Genomic DNA, 17,368 nt, shown 5'->3' on the forward strand with positions numbered 1-17,368 from the left:
ATCCGTCATAGCGATTGCCGCGCCGAGGGCTTGTCAGACGTAGAACTTGTCCTGGAAGACGTGATGCGCAATCCGGTCACGCGCGATGCCGCGGGCAGCCAGTTCGCTATCGCTCAGCGCTTCAAGGCGGCGGATTTCGTCCAGACGGGCGTTGCGCTCCATATAGGCCACCAGCGCATCGCCGAGAGCGGCAAGAACCGGAGTCACGGCGCGCAGAAAACCTGCCGGACGTGCGTTTGCATTGATCGTGTAAGCCATGGAAACCTCCTGATTTCGGTTCAGGTTTGTTTCCTCCCATGGCTTCTATCTATGTCAGCTTTACTGACATAGCCAGCACTCTTGGCGCATACCGCCCTTGCGGCAGGATCAACGCGGGGCTTAGCAGCGGTAGGCCTGGGCGCGCACGAGATAGACATCGCTGCCCGGCTCAACTTGCTCGAACACGACCGTGTTGGCGCCGTCCTGGCGGGCCATCTCCATGACCTTGTTGCGCGCGTAGCGCAGCCCCTGCTCGGCCAGCACGGGACCATAGACGCCGGGCTCCATCGAGATATTCGACACCAGCTTGCAGGCGGCGACCTCGTTGGCGCGGGCGGTGCGCACCTCGGGCACGCCACGAAAGCCGGGATCGTTACAGGCCGCCAGCACCAGCACCGCGGCGATTGGCATAAGGGGTTTCATCAACTGCTCTCCTCAGGGGGTTTTCGCAATGCTGCCGCGCCTGCACGTCGCCTGCAACGGGCAAGGCCTCACATCGGCGCGATCATGCCACTGGATTTGGCCCCGCAGCCGGTGTAGGGCAGGCAAATGACCCAGATCACGCTGCCCCGCCCCGACGATTGGCATCTGCATCTGCGCGATGGCGCGATGCTGCAAGGTGTCCTGCCCGAAACCACGCGCCATTTCGCGCGCGCGATCATCATGCCGAACCTGGTGCCGCCGGTCGTGACGGGCGCACAGGCCGCTGCCTATCGCGGGCGCATTCTGGCGGCCCTGCCCGAGGGTGCGCGGTTCGACCCGCTGATGACGCTGTATCTGACCGAGGACACCGATCCGGCAGATGTGGCGGCGGCCCATGCCTCGGGGCTGGTGAAGGCGGTCAAGCTTTATCCGGCGGGGGCCACGACCAACTCGAACTCGGGCGTGCGCGATTTCGACAAGGTGCGCGGCGTGCTGGAAAAGATGGCCGAGATCGGCCTGCCGCTGTGCGTGCATGGCGAGGTCACGACTGCCTCGGTCGATATCTTCGACCGCGAGGCCGTCTTCATCGAGACCGTGCTTGACCCGATCCGCCGCGCCACCCCCGGCCTGCGCGTGGTGATGGAGCACATCACGACCCGCGACGGCGTGGAATACGCGCGCTCGCAAGGCGACGATCTGGGCGCGACGATCACCACGCATCACCTGATCATCAACCGCAACCACATCCTCGTGGGCGGGATCAAGCCGCATTACTACTGCCTGCCCGTCGCCAAGCGCGAAGAGCACCGTCTGGCCCTGCGCGAAGCCGCCACCAGCGGCGAGGCGCGGTTCTTCCTGGGCACCGACTCGGCGCCCCATGCCGATCACCTTAAGGAAAACGCCTGCGGCTGCGCGGGGTGCTTCACCGCGACGAACACCATGCAACTGCTCGCGCATGTCTTCGAGGAAGAGGGAAAGCAGGACAATCTGGCGGCCTTCGCTTCACACAACGGCCCGCGCTTCTACGGCCTGCCGGTCAACACCGCGCAGATGACGCTGGTCAAGACCGACGAATCCGCGCTTTGGCCCGAGAAGATTATCACTGGCGCCGGCCCCGTCACCGTTTTCAACCCGGGCTTCCCGGTCTACTGGCATGTGAAAAACTAAGCTTGTCGCCGACCCGCGGCCGCGTGCGATCGAACGTCGGGCCAGCGGGTGGGTGAGAGCAAGAAAGGACGCGAGACATGATCCCCTCCAGCTTCCCCTCGAAAGAAGAAATCGCCCGCCTGACCGCGCGGATGCTTCTGGAAATCAAGGCCGTGCATTTCAATGCCGACGAGCCCTTCACGCTCGCCTCGGGCCTGCCCTCGCCGACCTATATCGACTGCCGCAAGCTGATCAGCTTCCCGCGCATCCGCTCGACCCTGATGGATTTCCTGTCGGTCACCGTAATGCGCGAGGCGGGCTTCGAGGCCTTTGACAATATCGCGGGCGGTGAAACTGCGGGCATCCCCTTCGCCGCCATGGTGGCCGAGCGTCTGGCCCTGCCGATGACCTATGTGCGCAAGAAGCCGAAGGGCTACGGCCGCAACGCGCGCATCGAGGGCGCCATGACCGAGGGCCAGCGCGTCCTGCTGGTCGAGGATCTGACGACCGACGGCGGCTCGAAGCTGAGCTTCGTCGATGCGATCCGCGACACCGGCGCCAGCTGCGGCCATACCGCCGTGATCTTCTACTACGGCATCTTCCCGGAAACCGTCCCGAACCTCGACGCGCATGGCGTCAAGCTGCATTACCTGTGCACCTGGTGGGATGTTCTGGCGGAAGCCCGCAAACAGGGCCATTTCTCGAAAGAGACGCTGGATGAGGTCGAGGCCTTCCTGACCAATCCGCGCCCCTGGCAGGAAGCCCGCAAGAAGGGCTGAGCCCTTTTCAGATTTCTGTGGATAAGCCTGTGGGCAGCTTGGGGGCGATTGGCACGTCGAATCGCGCCCCCTCCCCCGGCACCGCAACATGTGGTAGGCTTAGCCAAAGCCCAACACCAAGAAGGCGCTAACCGCAACTGAAACGCTGCGGTTATCCACATAATTATCCCGATAGCCTTGCGCCGCTCAGATCGGCTATGAGCGCGCTTCGTGGGGGGAATGAGGCAGAGATGAACAGCGTCGCAGCGATCCAGAACGACACTGCCGAACCAGCGGCAGGCGGGGAGGACAACGACCCGCATAACATCGAAGCCGAGCAGCAGCTGCTTGGCGCGATCCTGACGAACAACGACATCTACGACCGCATCGCCTCGATCGTGCGGGCCGAGCATTTCTACGAACCCGTGCACCGGCGCATCTATGAAACTGCCATCGCGCGGATCCAGAAGAATGCACTGGCTTCGCCGGTCACGCTCAAGGGCTATCTTGAGGACGACCCGGGGCTGAAGGAACTGGGCGGCCCGGCTTATCTGGCGCGCCTCGCGGGGGCTGCAATCTCGGCCTATGCAGCGCGGGACTATGCGCAGATGATCCATGACCTCGCCTTGCGGCGCGAGCTGATCCGTCTGGGCAAGGATCTGTCGGCCTCGGCCACCAAGCTTGATGTCGGCACCGAACCCGAAGAGCTGATCGTGCGCACCGAGGGCGCGCTTTACAAGCTGGCCGAGACGGGCACCGCCGAGAAGGGTTTTGTCAGCTTTCTCAAGGCCGTAACCGAGGCAGTTCAATCGGCTAACGCGGCTTACCAGCGCGAGGGCGGCCTTGCGGGCGTCTCGACTGGCCTGCGCGATCTCGACAAGAAGCTCGGCGGCCTGCACCCGTCCGACCTCCTGATCCTTGCCGGGCGTCCGTCGATGGGGAAAACCTCGCTGGCGACGAACATCGCCTTCAACGTCGCCAAGGCCTATAAGCGCGGGATGCGCCATGACGGCGTGGAAGGCGCGGTCGAGGGCGGCGTCGTCGGCTTCTTCTCGCTGGAAATGTCGGCCGAACAGCTGGCCGCACGTATCCTGTCGGAAGCCTCCGAAGTGCCCTCGGAGCAGATCCGCCGCGGCGACATGACCGAGACCGAGTTCCGCCGCTTCGTCGAGGCCGCAAAGTCGCTCGAAACCTGCCCGCTCTATATCGACGACACCCCGGCCCTACCGATCAGCCAGGTGGCCGCGCGCTGCCGCCGCCTCAAGCGCACACATGGGCTTGATGTGGTGATCGTCGACTACCTTCAGCTTTTGCGTGGCACCGGCCGCACCGACAACCGGGTGCAGGAGATCGGCGAGATCTCGATGGGTCTCAAGGCCATCGCGAAGGAATTGAATATCCCTGTTATTGCACTCTCGCAGCTCAGCCGGACGGTGGAAAGCCGAGAAGACAAGCGGCCCCAGCTTTCGGACCTGCGGGAATCGGGCTCTATCGAGCAGGACGCCGACGTGGTGATGTTCGTCTATCGCGACGAATATTACCACGAACGCCTAAAACCACCGGAGGACGACCCGAAGTTCGCCGAGTGGATCCAGAAGGCCGAACGTGTCCATGGCAAGGCCGAGGTCATCCTCGGCAAGCAGCGCCATGGTCCGATCGGCACGGTCGAGGTGGCGTTCGAGAGCCGCTTCACCCGCTTCTCCGACCTCGCCCGGCCTTGGCAGGGCGAAGGGGAAGAAGGGTTCTAAGGGGGGCTTCGGCCCCCTTTTCCTTGCCCGCAGCGCCACTTTTCGCTTAGGCGCCCGGCACGTGGCCAGATTGCGCTTGACCTTGGCGGCGCGGGGTTCAAGAACTCGGCCATGGCTACTGCATCTCTTCGTATCGACATTAACGCCGTGCTCGCCAACTGGCGGGCGCTGGACGCACTCTCTGGCCCCTCCACGGAAACTGGTGCCGTGGTGAAGGCGAACAGCTATGGCCTTGGGGCGGCGCGTGTCGCGCAGGCCCTTGCCCGCGCGGGCGTGCGCAAGTTCTTCGTCGCGGCCGCCGAGGAAGGCGCCGCCGTGCGTCAGGCTCTTGGCGAGGGGCCGCAGATCTTCGTCTTTTCCGGCCATATGGCGGGCGACACGCAGATGATCGCCGAACGCGGCCTGACACCGATGCTCAACTCGCTTGAGCAGGTCACCCGGTATTTCGAGGCCCTGCCTGGCGCGCCCTTCGGCGTGCAGCTTGATACGGGCATGAACCGTCTGGGCATGGAGGCCGCCGAATGGGAGGCCGTCGCGCCGATCGTTCTGGGCGCCGGCCCGCAACTGGTCATGAGCCACCTTGCCTGCGCCGATGAGCCCGCGCATCCGATGAACGCCCTGCAACTGGCCGAGTTTCGGCGCATGACAGATGGCTGTGGCGTGGCGCGCTCGCTGTCGGCCACCGGCGGTATCCTTTTGGGCCCCGAGTATCATTTTGACGTCACGCGGCCCGGGATCGGCATGTATGGCGGGTTGCCGTTCGAGAACGCCCGCCCGGTCGTGCGCCTCTCGCTGCCGGTGGTGCAGGTGCGCGATGTCGCGCCGGGCGAAACCGTCGGTTATTCGAACACCTGGCAGGCCGAGACCGAGACGCGCATCGCGACCGTCGCCGCCGGTTATGCGGATGGGCTGATGCGCACGCTTAGCTCGAAGGCGACGCTTTGGGCGGGCGACACCCCCTGCCCGGTCATCGGCCGCGTCTCGATGGACCTGATCACCGTCGATGTCTCGCATCTGCCCGAGGCGCCCGCTGCGCTTGATATCCTTGGCCCGCATCAGGGCGTCGATGATCTTGCTGATGTGGCAGGCACCATTGGCTACGAAATCCTCACCTCGCTCGGCCAGCGCTATCAGCGCCAGTATGTCGAGGGGACGGCCTGATGATCGCGCACGCGCTTGCAGCCCTCGGGCGCGGCGCGCTGGCGGCGCTGGCGGGCATCGGGCGCATTGCGCTTTATGCCGGCTCGGGCGTGGCGCATCTGCTGCGCCCACCCTACTACCCGCGTGAATTCCTTCAGGCCCTGCTGCAAATCGGCTGGCTGTCGCTGCCCGTCGTCGGCTTGACCGCCGTGTTTACCGGCGCCGCGCTTGCCTTGCAGATCTATGCCGGTTCCAGCCGCTTCTCGGCGGAATCCGTGGTGCCCTCGATCACCGCCATCGGCATGGTGCGCGAGTTGGGCCCGGTTCTGGGCGGGCTGATGGTGGCCGCGCGCGTGGCCTCGTCCATCGCGGCCGAGGTCGGCACGATGAAGGTGACCGAGCAGATCGACGCCCTCGTGACCCTCTCGACCCATCCGATGAAATACCTGACCGCGCCGCGCCTGCTAGCCGCGACGCTCAGCGTGCCGATTCTGGTCGGCGTGGGCGATATCATCGGCATCATGGGCGGCTGGATGGTCGGCACCGGTCGGCTTGGGTTCAACTCGACCACGTATCTGAAGAACACCTGGGAATACCTTGAGTTCTGGGATGTCGGATCGGGCCTTGTGAAGGGCGCGGCCTTCGGCTTCATCATCGCGCTGATGGGGTGCTATTACGGCATGAACTCCGAGCGCGGGGCACAGGGCGTGGGCCGCGCCACCAAATCCGCCGTGGTCGCGGCCTCGATCGCCATCCTCGCCGCGAACTACCTGCTGACGGAGGCATTCTTCAGCGCATGATCGAGCTAGAGGGCATCACCAAGGCATTCGGCAAGAAGCAGGTTCTGCGCGGCGTGAACCTGTCGGTCGGGCGTGGCCAGAGCCTTGTCGTGATCGGCGGCTCCGGCACCGGAAAATCCGTTCTGCTCAAATGCATCCTTGGCCTTATTCAACCGGATGACGGGGTGATCCGCCTTGACGGGCAGGACGTGCGCGAGGCCCCGCGCGACGCCTTTCTGGCGCGCTTCGGGATGCTGTTTCAGGGCGGCGCACTGTTCGACAGCCTTCCCGTTTGGCAAAACGTCGCCTTCCGCCTGCTGCGTGGCTCGCTCAAGCGCCCCCGCACCGAAGCGCGCGAGATCGCGCTTGAAAAGCTGCGTCGGGTCGGGCTTGGCGAAGAGGTGCTCGACCTGTTCCCCGCCGAGCTTTCGGGTGGGATGCAAAAGCGCGTCAGCCTTGCCCGTGCCATCGCCGCCGAGCCCGAGGTGATTTTCTTCGATGAGCCGACAACTGGCCTCGACCCGATCATGGCGGGGGTCATCAACCAGCTGATCCGCGAGATCGTGACCGAGATGGGCGCCACAGCGATCACCATCACGCATGACATGACCTCGGTCCGGGCGATTGCCGATCAGGTCGCCATGCTGCATGACGGGCGTGTGCAATGGGCGGGAAGCATCGCCGAAATGGACACGACATCAGACCCTTATGTGCAGCAGTTCATCCACGGCCGCGCCGAGGGCCCGATTGCGGCGCTGCGCTGAATCGGGGGCGGTATGAACCGACGCGCGGACATGTTGAAATACGCCAACCTCGTGCTGTTGGTCCTGCTGCCCATCTCATGGTTCGCGCCGCTCTTGCGCGCGGGGTTGCTGCCGTTCTTCGATCTCGATGCGATCTCGGTCATGTCGGGCCTTGTGGCGCTGTGGGAAAAGGACATCTTCCTTGCCGCCCTCGTAACCTTCTTCGCCCTTGTCGCCCCGCTTGCGAAGATCGCGGGGCTCGCGCTGATCCAGTTTGGCGTGACCTCGGCGCGATATCTACCCGTGCTGAGGGCCATGGGGCGCCTGGCGATGGCGGATATCTTCCTGATCGCGCTTTACGTCGTGCTCGCCAAGGGTGTCGGTGTCGGGCGGGTCGAGACCGGCTGGGGTCTTTACCTCTTCACCTTCTGCGTTCTGGCCTCTCTGGCTCTTTCCCACAGGGCCGAGCGGACGCGCTGAGCGGGCGCCCTTGCCGCGCGCGGCAAGCTCTGACACAAAGAGCCATGGCAAAAGCATCCCCCCAATTCACCTGCACCGAATGCGGCGCCGCCCATAAAAAATGGGCGGGCAAATGCGATGCCTGCGGGGCGTGGAACTCGATCGTCGAAGAGGCGCCGCTGTCTACTGGCCCGGCGTCAAAAACCCTCGGCGCGGCCAAGGGCCGCCGGATCGAGCTGAGCACGCTGGCCGCGGATGAGGCGCCGCCGCCGCGCACCCGCTCGGGGATGACCGAGTTCGACCGGGTTCTGGGCGGCGGGCTGGTTCCGGCCTCGGCCATTCTTGTGGGGGGCGATCCGGGTATCGGCAAATCCACATTGCTGCTGCAGGCCGTGGCAAATTTCGCGCGTAGTGGATTGAAATGCCTGTATATCTCGGGCGAGGAGGCATCGGCGCAGGTGCGGATGCGCGCCGCGCGGCTCGGCCTATCCGAGGCCCCCGTGCAACTCGGCGCCGAAACGAACCTGCGCAACATCCTGACCACGCTTGAGGCCGAGCGGCCCGATCTGGTGGTCATCGATTCGATCCAGACAATGTGGGCCGATATGGTCGAGGCCGCCCCCGGCTCGGTCAGCCAGGTGCGCGCCGCCGCGCATGAACTGGTGACCTTCGCCAAGACCCGTGGCGTCTCGGTCATCCTCGTGGGACACGTCACCAAGGAAGGCCAGATCGCCGGCCCCCGCGTGGTAGAGCACATGGTCGATACGGTCCTTTATTTCGAAGGCGAGCGCGGCCACCAGTTCCGCATTCTGCGCGCGGTCAAGAACCGCTTCGGCCCCGCCTCCGAGATCGGCGTCTTCGAGATGACCGGCGCGGGCCTGGCCGAGGTCGCCAACCCCTCGGCGCTGTTCCTGAGCGAGCGCGGGCAGGCCGCACCCGGCTCGGCCGTTTTCGCCGGAATCGAGGGCACCCGGCCCGTTCTGACCGAGATCCAAGCGCTGGTCGCGCCCTCGTCGCTGGCAAGCCCGCGGCGCACAGTGGTGGGCCTCGACTCGGGGCGCGTGTCCACGATCCTTGCGGTGCTTGAAAGCCGCTGCGGGATTCCCTTCACCGGGCTTGATGTCTTCCTCAACGTCGCGGGCGGCATGAAGGTGCTCGAGCCCGCAGCCGATCTGGCACTGGCCGCCTCCTTGCTTTCGGCGCGCGAAGATGTGGCACTTCCGCCCGATCTGGTGATTTTCGGCGAAATCAGCCTGTCCGCGGCGCTGCGGCCCGTAGGTCAGGCGGAAAACAGGTTGAAAGAGGCAGAGAAACTTGGTTTCTCACAGGCGGTCGCGCCACAAGGGACCAAGGTCGAGGGTGGCGCCGGGATGCGGTTGCGCAAGCTGCCTGATCTTGTGACATTCGTTGGAGACATGTTCGGCGCAGGCTAGCGCCACAAGGGGACGCGGGAACGCATGGAAGGTTTTACCATCGTAGATGCCATTGTGGCGGCCGTCATCATTCTGTCGGCAATCTTGGCCTATAGTCGCGGCTTTGTCCGCGAGGGCCTTGCAATCGCGGGTTGGATCGCCTCGGCGGTCGTCGCCTATATCTTCGCCGATGCCGCGCGGCCGCTGATCGCGCAGCTTCCGGTGCTCAACAAGTTCCTGGCTGACAGCTGCGAGCTGGCGACGATCGGCGGCTTCGCGGCGGTCTTTGCCTTGGCGCTGATCGTATTCTCTATCATCACGCCGCTGTTTTCCTCGGCGGTGCAGCGCTCGGCGCTTGGCGGGATCGACCAAGGCCTGGGCTTCCTGTTCGGGGTCCTGCGCGGGATCATCATCGTCGCAGTTACCTTCGTGGTCTATGATCGCGTGATGGTGGATGACGCGATGCCGATGGTGGACACCTCGCGCTCGGCTTCGGTGTTCCAGCGCCTGAGCGGCCAGATGGACGAAACCATGCCCGCCGACGCGCCCGGCTGGATCGTCGCGCGCTACGAGGAACTGGTCGCGAAATGCTCGGCCACGGGCGAGGCACCGGTGGCTACGCCGGCCCCTGCAGCGGCGTCGAACTGAGCACTATTCGAAATAGTGACATCCAGATGACGGTTTTCGGGACGGGAGGGCTTAACACCCCTCCCGTTTCGCAGTAAATGGGCCTCGCAAGCCCCACCGGACCAAGGACACCTCCCATGACCCAACCGGCCAAGCCCTTCCTTTCGCATCCGTTCGACGACGACAAGCTCAAGGAAGAATGCGGCGTTTTCGGCGTGATCGGCGTGGCAGATGCCGCGAACTTCGTGGCCCTTGGCCTGCACGCGCTCCAGCATCGCGGGCAAGAGGCGGGCGGCATCGTCGCCCACCACCCCGACAAGGGCTTCAACTCGGCGCACCGCTTTGGCTATGTGCGCGACAATTTCACCAAGGCCTCGCTGATGGAGACCCTGCCGGGTCCGCTGGCGATCGGCCATGTGCGCTACTCGACCGCCGGTTCGAAGGCCGCTGTCATCCGCGACGTGCAGCCCTTCTTCGGCGAATTCTCGATGGGTGGCTGTGCCATCGCCCATAACGGCAACCTGACCAATGCCGACGCGCTGCGGATGGAACTGATCGAGCGCGGCGCGATTTTCCAGTCCAGCTCGGATTCGGAATGCATCATTCACCTGATGGCCCGCTCGATCCAGAAGCATCACGCCGACCGGATCGCCGATGCGCTGCGCCGCGTCGAGGGCGCCTTCTCGGTCGTGGCGATGACGCGCACCAAGCTGATCGGTGTCCGCGACCCGCTCGGCGTGCGCCCGCTGGTTCTGGGCCGTCTGGGTGACAACGGTTATGTGCTGTCGTCCGAGACCTGCGGTCTCGACATCATCGGCGCGGACTTCGTGCGCGAGATCGAGCCGGGCGAGATGATCGTCATCCAGGATGGCAAGATCGAGACCTCGCGCCCCTTCGGCCCGTCGAAAGGCCGCTTCTGCATCTTCGAGCACGTCTATTTCTCGCGCCCCGACAGCATCATCGGTGGCCGCTCGGTCTATGAGACGCGCTATCAGATCGGCGTGGAACTTGCCGCCGAGGCGCCGGTTGAGGCCGACCTCGTCTGCCCGGTGCCGGATTCGGGCACGCCCGCGGCCATCGGCTACAGCCACGCCTCGGGCATTCCCTTCGCGCTAGGCATCACGCGCAACCAATACATGGGCCGCACCTTCATCGAGCCGACCGAGCAGATCCGCAACATGGGTGTGCGCCTCAAGCTCAACGTCAACAAGGGCCTGATCAAGGGCAAGCGCGTCATTCTGGTCGATGACTCGGTCGTGCGCGGCACCACCTCGCGCAAGATCAAGGAGATGATCCTTGATGCGGGCGCCGCCGAGGTCCACTTCCGCATCGCCTCGCCGCCGACCGCCTGGCCGTGCTTCTACGGCGTTGATACGCCCGACCGCGAGAAATTGCTGGCCGCGCGCATGACCGAGGAAGAGATGCGTGACTGGATCGGGGTGGACAGCCTCAAGTTCATCTCGCTCGACGGTCTTTACCGCGCGGCGGGTGAGGCACAGGGGCGCGACAATTCCTGCCCGCAATATTGCGACGCCTGCTTCTCGGGCGAATACCCGATTGCCCCTTCGGACAAGATCGCGCAGGGCTTCGAGATGAAAGCCGCCGAGTAAGGCACTGGCAAAAAAACGAAAACGCGCGGCTCGGTCCGCGCGTTTTGCGTTGATGGGCCTTATTCGACGATCCTACAGCCGCTGAGCAAGGTGAGACTGTCGTCCCCGGTGGCCCAGTTCAGCATCGCCTCGTCGCCCTTCATCCACAGCTCGTAGCGCCCGCCGCGATCTGCGGCGTCACGCTCGGCATAGCGCGCGCGCGAGCCTGAGATGACATGCTCCAGCAACACCGGACGCCCGAGGATTGCGCCGTAAATCAGGTCGCTTTTGCGATCCAGCGCGAGGGCAAATCGCGCCCCGTTTTCGCATTGGTAATCAAGCGGGATCGTCGCAGGCTCCTGCGCCCAAGCCGCCGAGGCAAGGGCGCCAGACACCATCAGGGCCGCGAACGGTTTCACAGCGTCTCTTCGACCTTGTCGGCCAGTGCCTCGGCGCGCGCGGCGATCTCGGCCAGAGTATCCGACACGGCGGTCGGAATCACCGGCACCTCGACCATGGCCGGGTTTTCGCGTGCCTCGGCAATCTCGACCTCCAGCTCGGCGACGCGCGCAAGCGCCGCGCGCAACTGATCCTCGACCCCTGCGGTCTTGTCGGCCAGCATCAGGCCCGCCATCAACAACATCCGCCCTTCGGGCATACGGCCGATCTGGCTGATCAGAACGCTCGCCTCGGCATCCAGCAACGATGCGGCGGCGCGCAGGAAATGTTCCTCGCCGGGCTGACAGGCCACGTCGAAATCGCGTCCCCCGATGCTGACTTTCATCTCAGGCATGGTCCCCGGCCCCCATCTGTTCCTGCGCCTCGATTAGCGGCTCGATACTGTCGAGAATGTCGCCAAGCTCTGCAACCTCGGCGGCGCGCGCGGCGCGCAGTGATTCCAGCTCGGCCTGAAGCGCGCGGTTGATCAGGTGCGGGGCAAGATCATTGCCCGCCTCGATCAACGCGCGATTGGCCTCAGCCAGATCCGTGTTGGCGCGCTTGAGCCGCGTCAGTTCGACCTGCGCGCTTTCATAGCTGCGCGTGGCCTGCGCCAGACGCTTTTCCATCGTTGAAAGTGTGGTTTCCTGCTTTTCACGGATCGCGCGCACCCGTTCGGAAAGCTGCGCATTAGCGGTGCGCTCGGCCTCAAGCGCGTCGCGAAGCTCGGCGATCTCGGCGGCGCGGGCATCGTCTTCGGGAACTTCGACCACGAGGCTTTCGCTGATCGAGACACCGCCGCCCGCCGTCAAGGTCTCGACCCCGCGCGCGATCCGCTCCAGCGCGAAACTGATCCGGCGTTCGTATTCGGCAATATCTGTCATCTGCCCGCCCCGTCCGTAAGTCCCTAATGAAATCGTCTGCGCGACCGAATCGCGCTCCTGCTCTTATTATGCAAGTTTACCCAACATACGGGGGGATAGCCCACCCTTTTGCATCAATGACTTGGGTGCTGCGCTTGATCTTGCCCCGATCCCTGCTATCAGGGGCGCAAGTTACCGTTATCAATAGCGAAGAGGACAGAGCCTTGGACATCGCTACGCTGCGCGCCAATCACCCCGACCACTGGAAGCTTGCCACCGCGATCCGCGCGCTGGCGATGGATGCCGTGCAGGCGGCGAATTCGGGCCACCCCGGCATGCCGATGGGCATGGCCGACGTGGCGACCGTTCTTTATCGCAACCACCTGAAATTCGACGCCTCGGCGCCGAACTGGGCCGACCGTGATCGCTTCATCCTCTCGGCGGGCCATGGCTCGATGCTGCTTTACGCGCTGCTGCACCTGACCGGCTACAAACAGGCTACGCTGGAAGAGGTGAAGAACTTCCGCCAGTGGGGCTCGCGCATGGCGGGTCACCCGGAATATGGCCACCTTGAGGGTGTCGAGACCACCACCGGCCCGCTCGGCCAGGGTATCTCGACCGCTGTCGGCATGGCGATCGCGGAAAAGTCGATGGCCGCGCGCTTCGGCACGAAGGTCGTCGATCACAAGATCTGGGTCATCGCGGGCGACGGCTGCCTGATGGAAGGCATCAGCCAGGAGGCCATCGGCCTGGCTGGCAAGCAGGAACTCGATAACCTGATCGTCCTGTGGGACAACAACAACATCACCATCGACGGCCGCGTGACGGTGTCGGACATCACCGATCAGCACAAGCGTTTCGAGGCCTCGGGCTGGACCACGCTTGCCTGCGACGGCCACGATCCCGCCGATATCGACCGCGCGCTGACCGAGGCCAAGAAGGCCAAGGGACCTGTTCTGGTGGACTGCAAGACCATCATCGGCTTCGGTTCGCCCAACAAGGCCGACAGCTACTCGGTCCACGGCTCGCCGCTTGGCGACGCCGAGATCGCGCTGACCCGCGAGGTTTACGGCTGGGGCTATGGCCCGTTCGAGATCCCGGCGGAAATCAAGGCCGCGTGGGAAGCCATTGGTTCCAAGGGCGCTGCTGACCGCGCCGAGTGGGAAGCCCGTCTGAACGGCCTCTCGGGTGCCAAGAAAGCCGAGTTCGAGCGCCAGATGGCGGGTGGCGTGCCGAAAAAGCTCGCCTCGGCGATCCGCGCCTTCAAGAAGGCCAACTCGGAAGCCGCGCCGAAGGTTGCGACCCGCAAGGCCTCGGAAATGGTGCTGGCGGCTATCAACCCGGTCGTGCCGGAAACCATCGGCGGCTCGGCCGACCTTACCGGCTCGAACCTGACCAAGACCGCCGACATGTCGGACTTCATGCCCGACAACCGCAAGGGCCGTTACGTGCGCTACGGTATCCGTGAGCACGGCATGGCGGCTGCGATGAACGGGCTGTGGCTGCACGGTGGCGCCCGCCCCTATGGCGGCACCTTCTTCTGCTTCACCGATTACGCCCGTGGTGCGATGCGCCTGTCGGCGCTGATGGGTGTTCCGGCGGTCTATGTCATGACCCATGACTCGATCGGTCTTGGCGAAGACGGCCCGACGCACCAGCCGGTCGAGCATCTGGCGATCTGCCGCGCGACCCCCAACACCTGGACCTTCCGCCCCGCCGACGTGATCGAGACCGCCGAGGCTTGGGAGCTGGCCATCTCGGCCGAAAAGACCCCGTCGGTGCTGGCGCTCAGCCGTCAGAACCTGCCGACGCTTCGCAAGGCCCACACTAACACGAACATGGTCGCCAAGGGCGCCTATGTGATCGAAGAGGCCGCGGGCAAGCGTCAGGCGATCATCATGGCCACCGGCTCCGAGGTCGAGATCGCGCTGAAGGCTCGCGACATCCTGCAAGCGCAGGCGATCGGGACGCGCGTGGTTTCCATGCCCTGCATGGAGCTGTTCGCAGCCCAGGACGAGGCCTATCGCCGCAAGATCCTGCCCCCGGGCGCGGTGCGCGTGGCCGTCGAGGCCGCCGTGCGCCAGCCCTGGGATCGCTGGCTCCTGGGTGAGCGTGGCACCGAGAAGAAAGCGGGCTTTGTCGGCATGGACAGCTTCGGCGCCTCGGCCCCGGCCGAGCGGCTCTACGCCGAGTTCGGCATCACCCCCGAGGCGGTCGCCGAAAAGGTCAAGAGACTGCTGTGACGCAGGACACCAGCCAGATTATCGAGGGGGGGCCGATTGCGGCCCCCTCTGTCGTTACGCCCAACCGGCCGGGTCTAGGAATTGCACTGCTGATCGGGTCGCTTGGCTTTTTCACGCTGATGGATGCTGCCGCCAAGCATCTGGGCACAGGCTACCATCCGGCGCAGATCGTCTGGGCACGCTTTGTTGTCAATGCGGCCCTGCTGGCACTGATCTTCCGCGCACGCCTACCGCGCCTGATCCGCTCCCGCCAGCCGGGGCTGCAACTTGCCCGTGCGGGGATGCAACTGGCCACCGTCATCCTGTTCTTCTGGGCCATCCGCCACATCGGTCTGGCCGAGGCCGCCGCCCTGACTGACCTCAATCCCGTTTTGATCACTCTCGGCGCCGCACTCTTCCTGGGCGAGAAGCTGGGCCCGCGGCGGCTGATCGGCATCGCGGTCTCCTTCGTCGGCGCGATGATCATTATCCGCCCTGGCGCGGGCGTGTTCGAGCCCGCAGCCCTTCTCGCCCTTGCCGCGGCCTTCACCTATGCCTTCGGTGCGCTTTTGACGCGGGTTGTGCGGTTTGACAGCACGGCCACCTCGCTCGTCTGGTCCGCCATGTTCGGCACCTTCGCTACCTCGCTCGTCATGCCCTTCGTCTGGACCCCGATCGAGGCGCAAGACCTGTGGGCCTTTGCCGCCTGCGGCGCGCTTGGCGCCGTTGGCCAAGCGCTGTTGATCCGCGCCTTCAGCGTGGCCGAGGCGGGCACCCTTGCGCCATTCGGCTATCTCGGCCTGATCTTCTCAAGCATCTGGGGCTGGCTATTCTTTGACCAGCTTCCCGATCGCTGGACGATCAGCGGCGCCCTTGTGATCGTGGCGGCCGGGCTTTATGTCTGGGCCAGAGAACACCGCGCGGCGGCGAAAACCGAACCGAGCCAATGAACGACACCGAAGATCTCCCGACGCTTTCAGACCGCATCAGCACCTCGGTCTTCACCGGGCTCATGCGTGTGCTACGCGCCATGCCCTATGAGCGGCGCGTGGCCTTGGCGGGCCGGGCGATGTCGGGCCTGATCGCGCCGCTCGCCGGTTGGCGGCGACGCATTCGCATCAATCTGGCGATGACCTGCCCAGACCTGCCCGCGTCCGAGGTCGAGCAACTGGTGCGCCTTGTGCCCGACAACATCGGCCGCTCGCTGTCCGAGATCTATTCGGGCGATGAGTTTCTCGACCGTGTGCGCGACCTACCCCTGACCGGCCCCGGCGCAGCGCATCTCGAAGCCCTGCGCACCGAGGGCAAACCCGCCGTGCTGGTCACCGGGCATTTCGGCAATTACGACGCCTGGCGCGGCGCGCTGCATGCGCGAGGCTACCGGATAGGCGCGCTGTACCGGCCAATGAACAACCGCGCTTTCAACGCGCAATATGTCGAGGCCATCGAGGGTATCGCCGAGCCGCTCTTCCCCCGCGACAAGCGCGGCATGGCGCAGATGCTGCGCTACCTGCGCGATGGCGGCATGGTCGGTCTGGCCATCGACCAGTATTTCCGTGCGGGCGCGGCCTGCACGTTTTTCGGGCTTGAGGCCAAGACACCGCTTTCGGCGGCCGAGCTCGCGCTGAAATACGATGCGCCGATGATCCCGATCTTCGCCGTTCGGCAAAAGGATGGCTTGTCGTTCGTGATCGAAGTCGAGGAGGCGATTCCGCCCTCTGACGCCCAAACCATGTCGCAGCAGTTCAACGACGCGCTGGAGCGCAAGGTCCGCGCCCATATGGATCAGTGGTTCTGGATTCACCGGCGCTGGAAAAAACGCGCGCCGCGCGACTGATCAGTTCAGCCGTCCCGCTGCAAGGATTGCGCCCGGCAGAGGCGCCGATTTAGACGGGCGGGCCGATTGCACGATTACCACGGCGGGCTCGTCTCCTTGGATCTTGGCCGTCAGTCGCGTGGGGATACGACCATCCCACTCGGCCACCGCGTGCCAGGCCGTGACCACGTTGGCATAGTCCATCTCAAGCCCGGCATTCTCGCCGCGCAGGATCTCGACGCGGGCCTGCGGGGCGTAGCGCACGATCTGCACAACGGTGCCTTGCTCAAGCGGAGGATCGGCGCGCAACTCGATCTCATATTGCCCGCCGCTACCGCTGATGGTCATGGCGACTGGCTGCTTGACCGACGCCTGGCTTGCAATGGCGCCTTCAAGGGCCTCGGCCGATGGGCCGACAAGTGTCTCGCTGCCTCCGATGATCATCTGCGGGGTGTAGATCATCCGCTCACCCGCGCCCCGGGCATAGGCCTTTTGCCGGGCGGTGAACGCGGGCTGGGCGAAGGGATCTTCCCAGCCCAGATAGTCCCAGTAATCGACATGCAGCGCGAGCGCGATGATATCCTGACGCGGCGCGATCTGTGCCAGCAGCTCATCCGCAGGAGGACAAGATGAACAGCCCTGCGAAGTGAACAACTCGACCACGACCGGGCTGGAGTGCATGGGTGCGGCTGCCGAAGCCGGGTTCGCCTTGAGGACCGAGGCCGTTTCTGCGGCTAGGGCACCCGCCAGCGCCTCGGCGCCGATACGCGCGGCCTCGGCAATATCCGTAGCGCCGTTCTGGGCGGTCGCGGCGAAGGATTGGATGCGGGCACCAGCAGCCCCAGCAAGCCCCGTATCGGCTGCTTCGCCGGGCATTACCTGCGCAAAGGAAAAAGACGACAGCGCCAGGCCAAACACCATACTCAAGGTCGCTGCGCGTGATATGC

Annotated in this window: 19 protein-coding genes; 13 read left to right on the forward strand and 6 right to left on the reverse strand. The window is 64.9% G+C overall.

Annotated features, from left to right (window positions below):
• Positions 1 to 33: 33 nt before the first annotated feature.
• Together LZA78_RS05255 and LZA78_RS05260 are read right to left on the reverse strand one after the other, a co-directional pair.
• Entirely contained in the window at positions 34 to 258 is a 225-nt protein-coding gene (locus LZA78_RS05255) for a hypothetical protein (protein ID WP_233675887.1), read from the reverse strand.
• A gap of 120 nt (positions 259 to 378) precedes the next feature.
• The gene (locus LZA78_RS05260) at positions 379 to 681 is read right to left on the reverse strand and encodes a hypothetical protein (RefSeq protein ID WP_233675888.1); all 303 of its coding nucleotides are present in this window, start codon (positions 679 to 681) and stop codon (positions 379 to 381) included.
• 126 nt (positions 682 to 807) lie between these two features.
• Here LZA78_RS05260 and pyrC point away from each other — a divergent pair, with 126 nt between their 5' ends.
• The 10 genes from pyrC (at position 808) to purF (ending at position 11,103) form a co-directional block, all read left to right on the forward strand.
• Complete coding sequence (gene pyrC / locus LZA78_RS05265) at positions 808 to 1,848, forward strand: dihydroorotase (protein ID WP_233675889.1); 1,041 nt, start codon at positions 808 to 810, stop codon at positions 1,846 to 1,848.
• Positions 1,849 to 1,925: 77 nt separating this feature from the next.
• The gene (locus LZA78_RS05270; RefSeq protein ID WP_233675890.1) at positions 1,926 to 2,606 is read left to right on the forward strand and encodes an orotate phosphoribosyltransferase; all 681 of its coding nucleotides are present in this window, start codon (positions 1,926 to 1,928) and stop codon (positions 2,604 to 2,606) included.
• A 230-nt stretch (positions 2,607 to 2,836) separates the two neighbouring features.
• Positions 2,837 to 4,333: a replicative DNA helicase gene (locus LZA78_RS05275; RefSeq protein ID WP_233675891.1), complete on the forward strand. Its 1,497-nt coding sequence runs from the start codon at positions 2,837 to 2,839 to the stop codon at positions 4,331 to 4,333.
• Positions 4,334 to 4,444: 111 nt separating this feature from the next.
• Entirely contained in the window at positions 4,445 to 5,494 is a 1,050-nt protein-coding gene (alr, locus tag LZA78_RS05280) for an alanine racemase (protein WP_233675892.1), read from the forward strand.
• The gene (locus LZA78_RS05285; RefSeq protein ID WP_218629746.1) at positions 5,494 to 6,273 is read left to right on the forward strand and encodes an MlaE family ABC transporter permease; all 780 of its coding nucleotides are present in this window, start codon (positions 5,494 to 5,496) and stop codon (positions 6,271 to 6,273) included. Before alr ends, LZA78_RS05285 begins: the two co-directional genes overlap by 1 nt.
• Entirely contained in the window at positions 6,270 to 7,016 is a 747-nt protein-coding gene (locus LZA78_RS05290) for an ABC transporter ATP-binding protein (RefSeq protein ID WP_233675893.1), read from the forward strand. Before LZA78_RS05285 ends, LZA78_RS05290 begins: the two co-directional genes overlap by 4 nt.
• A 30-nt stretch (positions 7,017 to 7,046) precedes the next feature.
• Entirely contained in the window at positions 7,047 to 7,475 is a 429-nt protein-coding gene (locus LZA78_RS05295; protein WP_233676111.1) for a paraquat-inducible protein A, read from the forward strand.
• A gap of 44 nt (positions 7,476 to 7,519) precedes the next feature.
• Positions 7,520 to 8,887, forward strand: a complete 1,368-nt coding sequence (gene radA, locus LZA78_RS05300) for a DNA repair protein RadA (protein WP_233675894.1) — start codon at positions 7,520 to 7,522, stop codon at positions 8,885 to 8,887.
• A gap of 24 nt (positions 8,888 to 8,911) precedes the next feature.
• Complete coding sequence (locus LZA78_RS05305) at positions 8,912 to 9,514, forward strand: CvpA family protein (protein WP_233675895.1); 603 nt, start codon at positions 8,912 to 8,914, stop codon at positions 9,512 to 9,514.
• 116 nt (positions 9,515 to 9,630) lie between these two features.
• Positions 9,631 to 11,103, forward strand: coding sequence for an amidophosphoribosyltransferase (gene purF / locus LZA78_RS05310; protein WP_233675896.1), 1,473 nt, complete (start codon positions 9,631 to 9,633; stop codon positions 11,101 to 11,103).
• Positions 11,104 to 11,162: 59 nt separating this feature from the next.
• Here purF and LZA78_RS05315 read toward each other — a convergent pair whose 3' ends face one another.
• The 3 genes from LZA78_RS05315 to LZA78_RS05325 are packed head-to-tail and all read right to left on the reverse strand — an operon-like array spanning position 11,163 to position 12,404.
• The gene (locus LZA78_RS05315) at positions 11,163 to 11,501 is read right to left on the reverse strand and encodes an MliC family protein (protein WP_233675897.1); all 339 of its coding nucleotides are present in this window, start codon (positions 11,499 to 11,501) and stop codon (positions 11,163 to 11,165) included.
• A complete protein-coding gene (locus LZA78_RS05320) occupies positions 11,498 to 11,875 on the reverse strand; it encodes a cell division protein ZapA (protein WP_233675898.1) in 378 nt (125 codons plus the stop codon). The genes LZA78_RS05315 and LZA78_RS05320 overlap by 4 nt, the downstream gene beginning before the upstream one ends.
• Positions 11,868 to 12,404 carry a hypothetical protein gene (locus LZA78_RS05325; RefSeq protein WP_233675899.1) on the reverse strand — a complete coding sequence of 179 codons (537 nt, stop codon included), beginning with the start codon at positions 12,402 to 12,404 and terminating at the stop codon, positions 11,868 to 11,870. Before LZA78_RS05325 ends, LZA78_RS05320 begins: the two co-directional genes overlap by 8 nt.
• Before the next feature lie 203 nt (positions 12,405 to 12,607).
• On the opposite strand from LZA78_RS05325, the gene tkt reads away from it, so the two are divergent.
• From tkt to LZA78_RS05340, 3 genes are read left to right on the forward strand one after another with little or no spacing between them, the layout of a single operon-like run.
• Positions 12,608 to 14,626 (forward strand): transketolase, encoded by a 2,019-nt coding sequence (gene tkt / locus LZA78_RS05330; RefSeq protein ID WP_233675900.1) that lies wholly within the window; start codon positions 12,608 to 12,610, stop codon positions 14,624 to 14,626.
• On the forward strand, positions 14,623 to 15,555 hold the full coding sequence (locus tag LZA78_RS05335; RefSeq protein ID WP_233675901.1) for a DMT family transporter: 933 nt from the start codon (positions 14,623 to 14,625) through the stop codon (positions 15,553 to 15,555). Before tkt ends, LZA78_RS05335 begins: the two co-directional genes overlap by 4 nt.
• Positions 15,552 to 16,442, forward strand: coding sequence for a lysophospholipid acyltransferase family protein (locus LZA78_RS05340; RefSeq protein ID WP_233675902.1), 891 nt, complete (start codon positions 15,552 to 15,554; stop codon positions 16,440 to 16,442). The genes LZA78_RS05335 and LZA78_RS05340 overlap by 4 nt, the downstream gene beginning before the upstream one ends.
• On the opposite strand, the gene LZA78_RS05345 is transcribed toward LZA78_RS05340, so the two are convergent.
• Entirely contained in the window at positions 16,443 to 17,297 is an 855-nt protein-coding gene (locus tag LZA78_RS05345) for a DUF1223 domain-containing protein (RefSeq protein ID WP_233675903.1), read from the reverse strand.
• Positions 17,298 to 17,368 lie beyond the last annotated feature (71 nt).

Source organism: Rhodobacter flavimaris (assembly GCF_021378075.1).
Classification (GTDB): Bacteria; Pseudomonadota; Alphaproteobacteria; order Rhodobacterales; family Rhodobacteraceae; genus Rhodobacter; species Rhodobacter flavimaris.

Excerpts from the sequence above, each read along its gene's own strand:
- LZA78_RS05255 (WP_233675887.1), bottom strand. The coding sequence starts at position 258 with ATGGCTTACACGATCAATGCAAACGCACGTCCGGCAGGTTTTCTGCGC.
- LZA78_RS05260 (WP_233675888.1), bottom strand. The coding sequence starts at position 681 with ATGAAACCCCTTATGCCAATCGCCGCGGTGCTGGTGCTGGCGGCCTGT.
- pyrC (WP_233675889.1), top strand. The coding sequence starts at position 808 with ATGACCCAGATCACGCTGCCCCGCCCCGACGATTGGCATCTGCATCTG.
- LZA78_RS05270 (WP_233675890.1), top strand. The coding sequence starts at position 1,926 with ATGATCCCCTCCAGCTTCCCCTCGAAAGAAGAAATCGCCCGCCTGACC.
- LZA78_RS05275 (WP_233675891.1), top strand. The coding sequence starts at position 2,837 with ATGAACAGCGTCGCAGCGATCCAGAACGACACTGCCGAACCAGCGGCA.
- alr (WP_233675892.1), top strand. The coding sequence starts at position 4,445 with ATGGCTACTGCATCTCTTCGTATCGACATTAACGCCGTGCTCGCCAAC.
- LZA78_RS05285 (WP_218629746.1), top strand. The coding sequence starts at position 5,494 with ATGATCGCGCACGCGCTTGCAGCCCTCGGGCGCGGCGCGCTGGCGGCG.
- LZA78_RS05290 (WP_233675893.1), top strand. The coding sequence starts at position 6,270 with ATGATCGAGCTAGAGGGCATCACCAAGGCATTCGGCAAGAAGCAGGTT.
- LZA78_RS05295 (WP_233676111.1), top strand. The coding sequence starts at position 7,047 with ATGTTGAAATACGCCAACCTCGTGCTGTTGGTCCTGCTGCCCATCTCA.
- radA (WP_233675894.1), top strand. The coding sequence starts at position 7,520 with ATGGCAAAAGCATCCCCCCAATTCACCTGCACCGAATGCGGCGCCGCC.
- LZA78_RS05305 (WP_233675895.1), top strand. The coding sequence starts at position 8,912 with ATGGAAGGTTTTACCATCGTAGATGCCATTGTGGCGGCCGTCATCATT.
- purF (WP_233675896.1), top strand. The coding sequence starts at position 9,631 with ATGACCCAACCGGCCAAGCCCTTCCTTTCGCATCCGTTCGACGACGAC.
- LZA78_RS05320 (WP_233675898.1), bottom strand. The coding sequence starts at position 11,875 with ATGCCTGAGATGAAAGTCAGCATCGGGGGACGCGATTTCGACGTGGCC.
- LZA78_RS05325 (WP_233675899.1), bottom strand. The coding sequence starts at position 12,404 with ATGACAGATATTGCCGAATACGAACGCCGGATCAGTTTCGCGCTGGAG.
- LZA78_RS05340 (WP_233675902.1), top strand. The coding sequence starts at position 15,552 with ATGAACGACACCGAAGATCTCCCGACGCTTTCAGACCGCATCAGCACC.
- LZA78_RS05345 (WP_233675903.1), bottom strand. The coding sequence starts at position 17,297 with ATGCCCGGCGAAGCAGCCGATACGGGGCTTGCTGGGGCTGCTGGTGCC.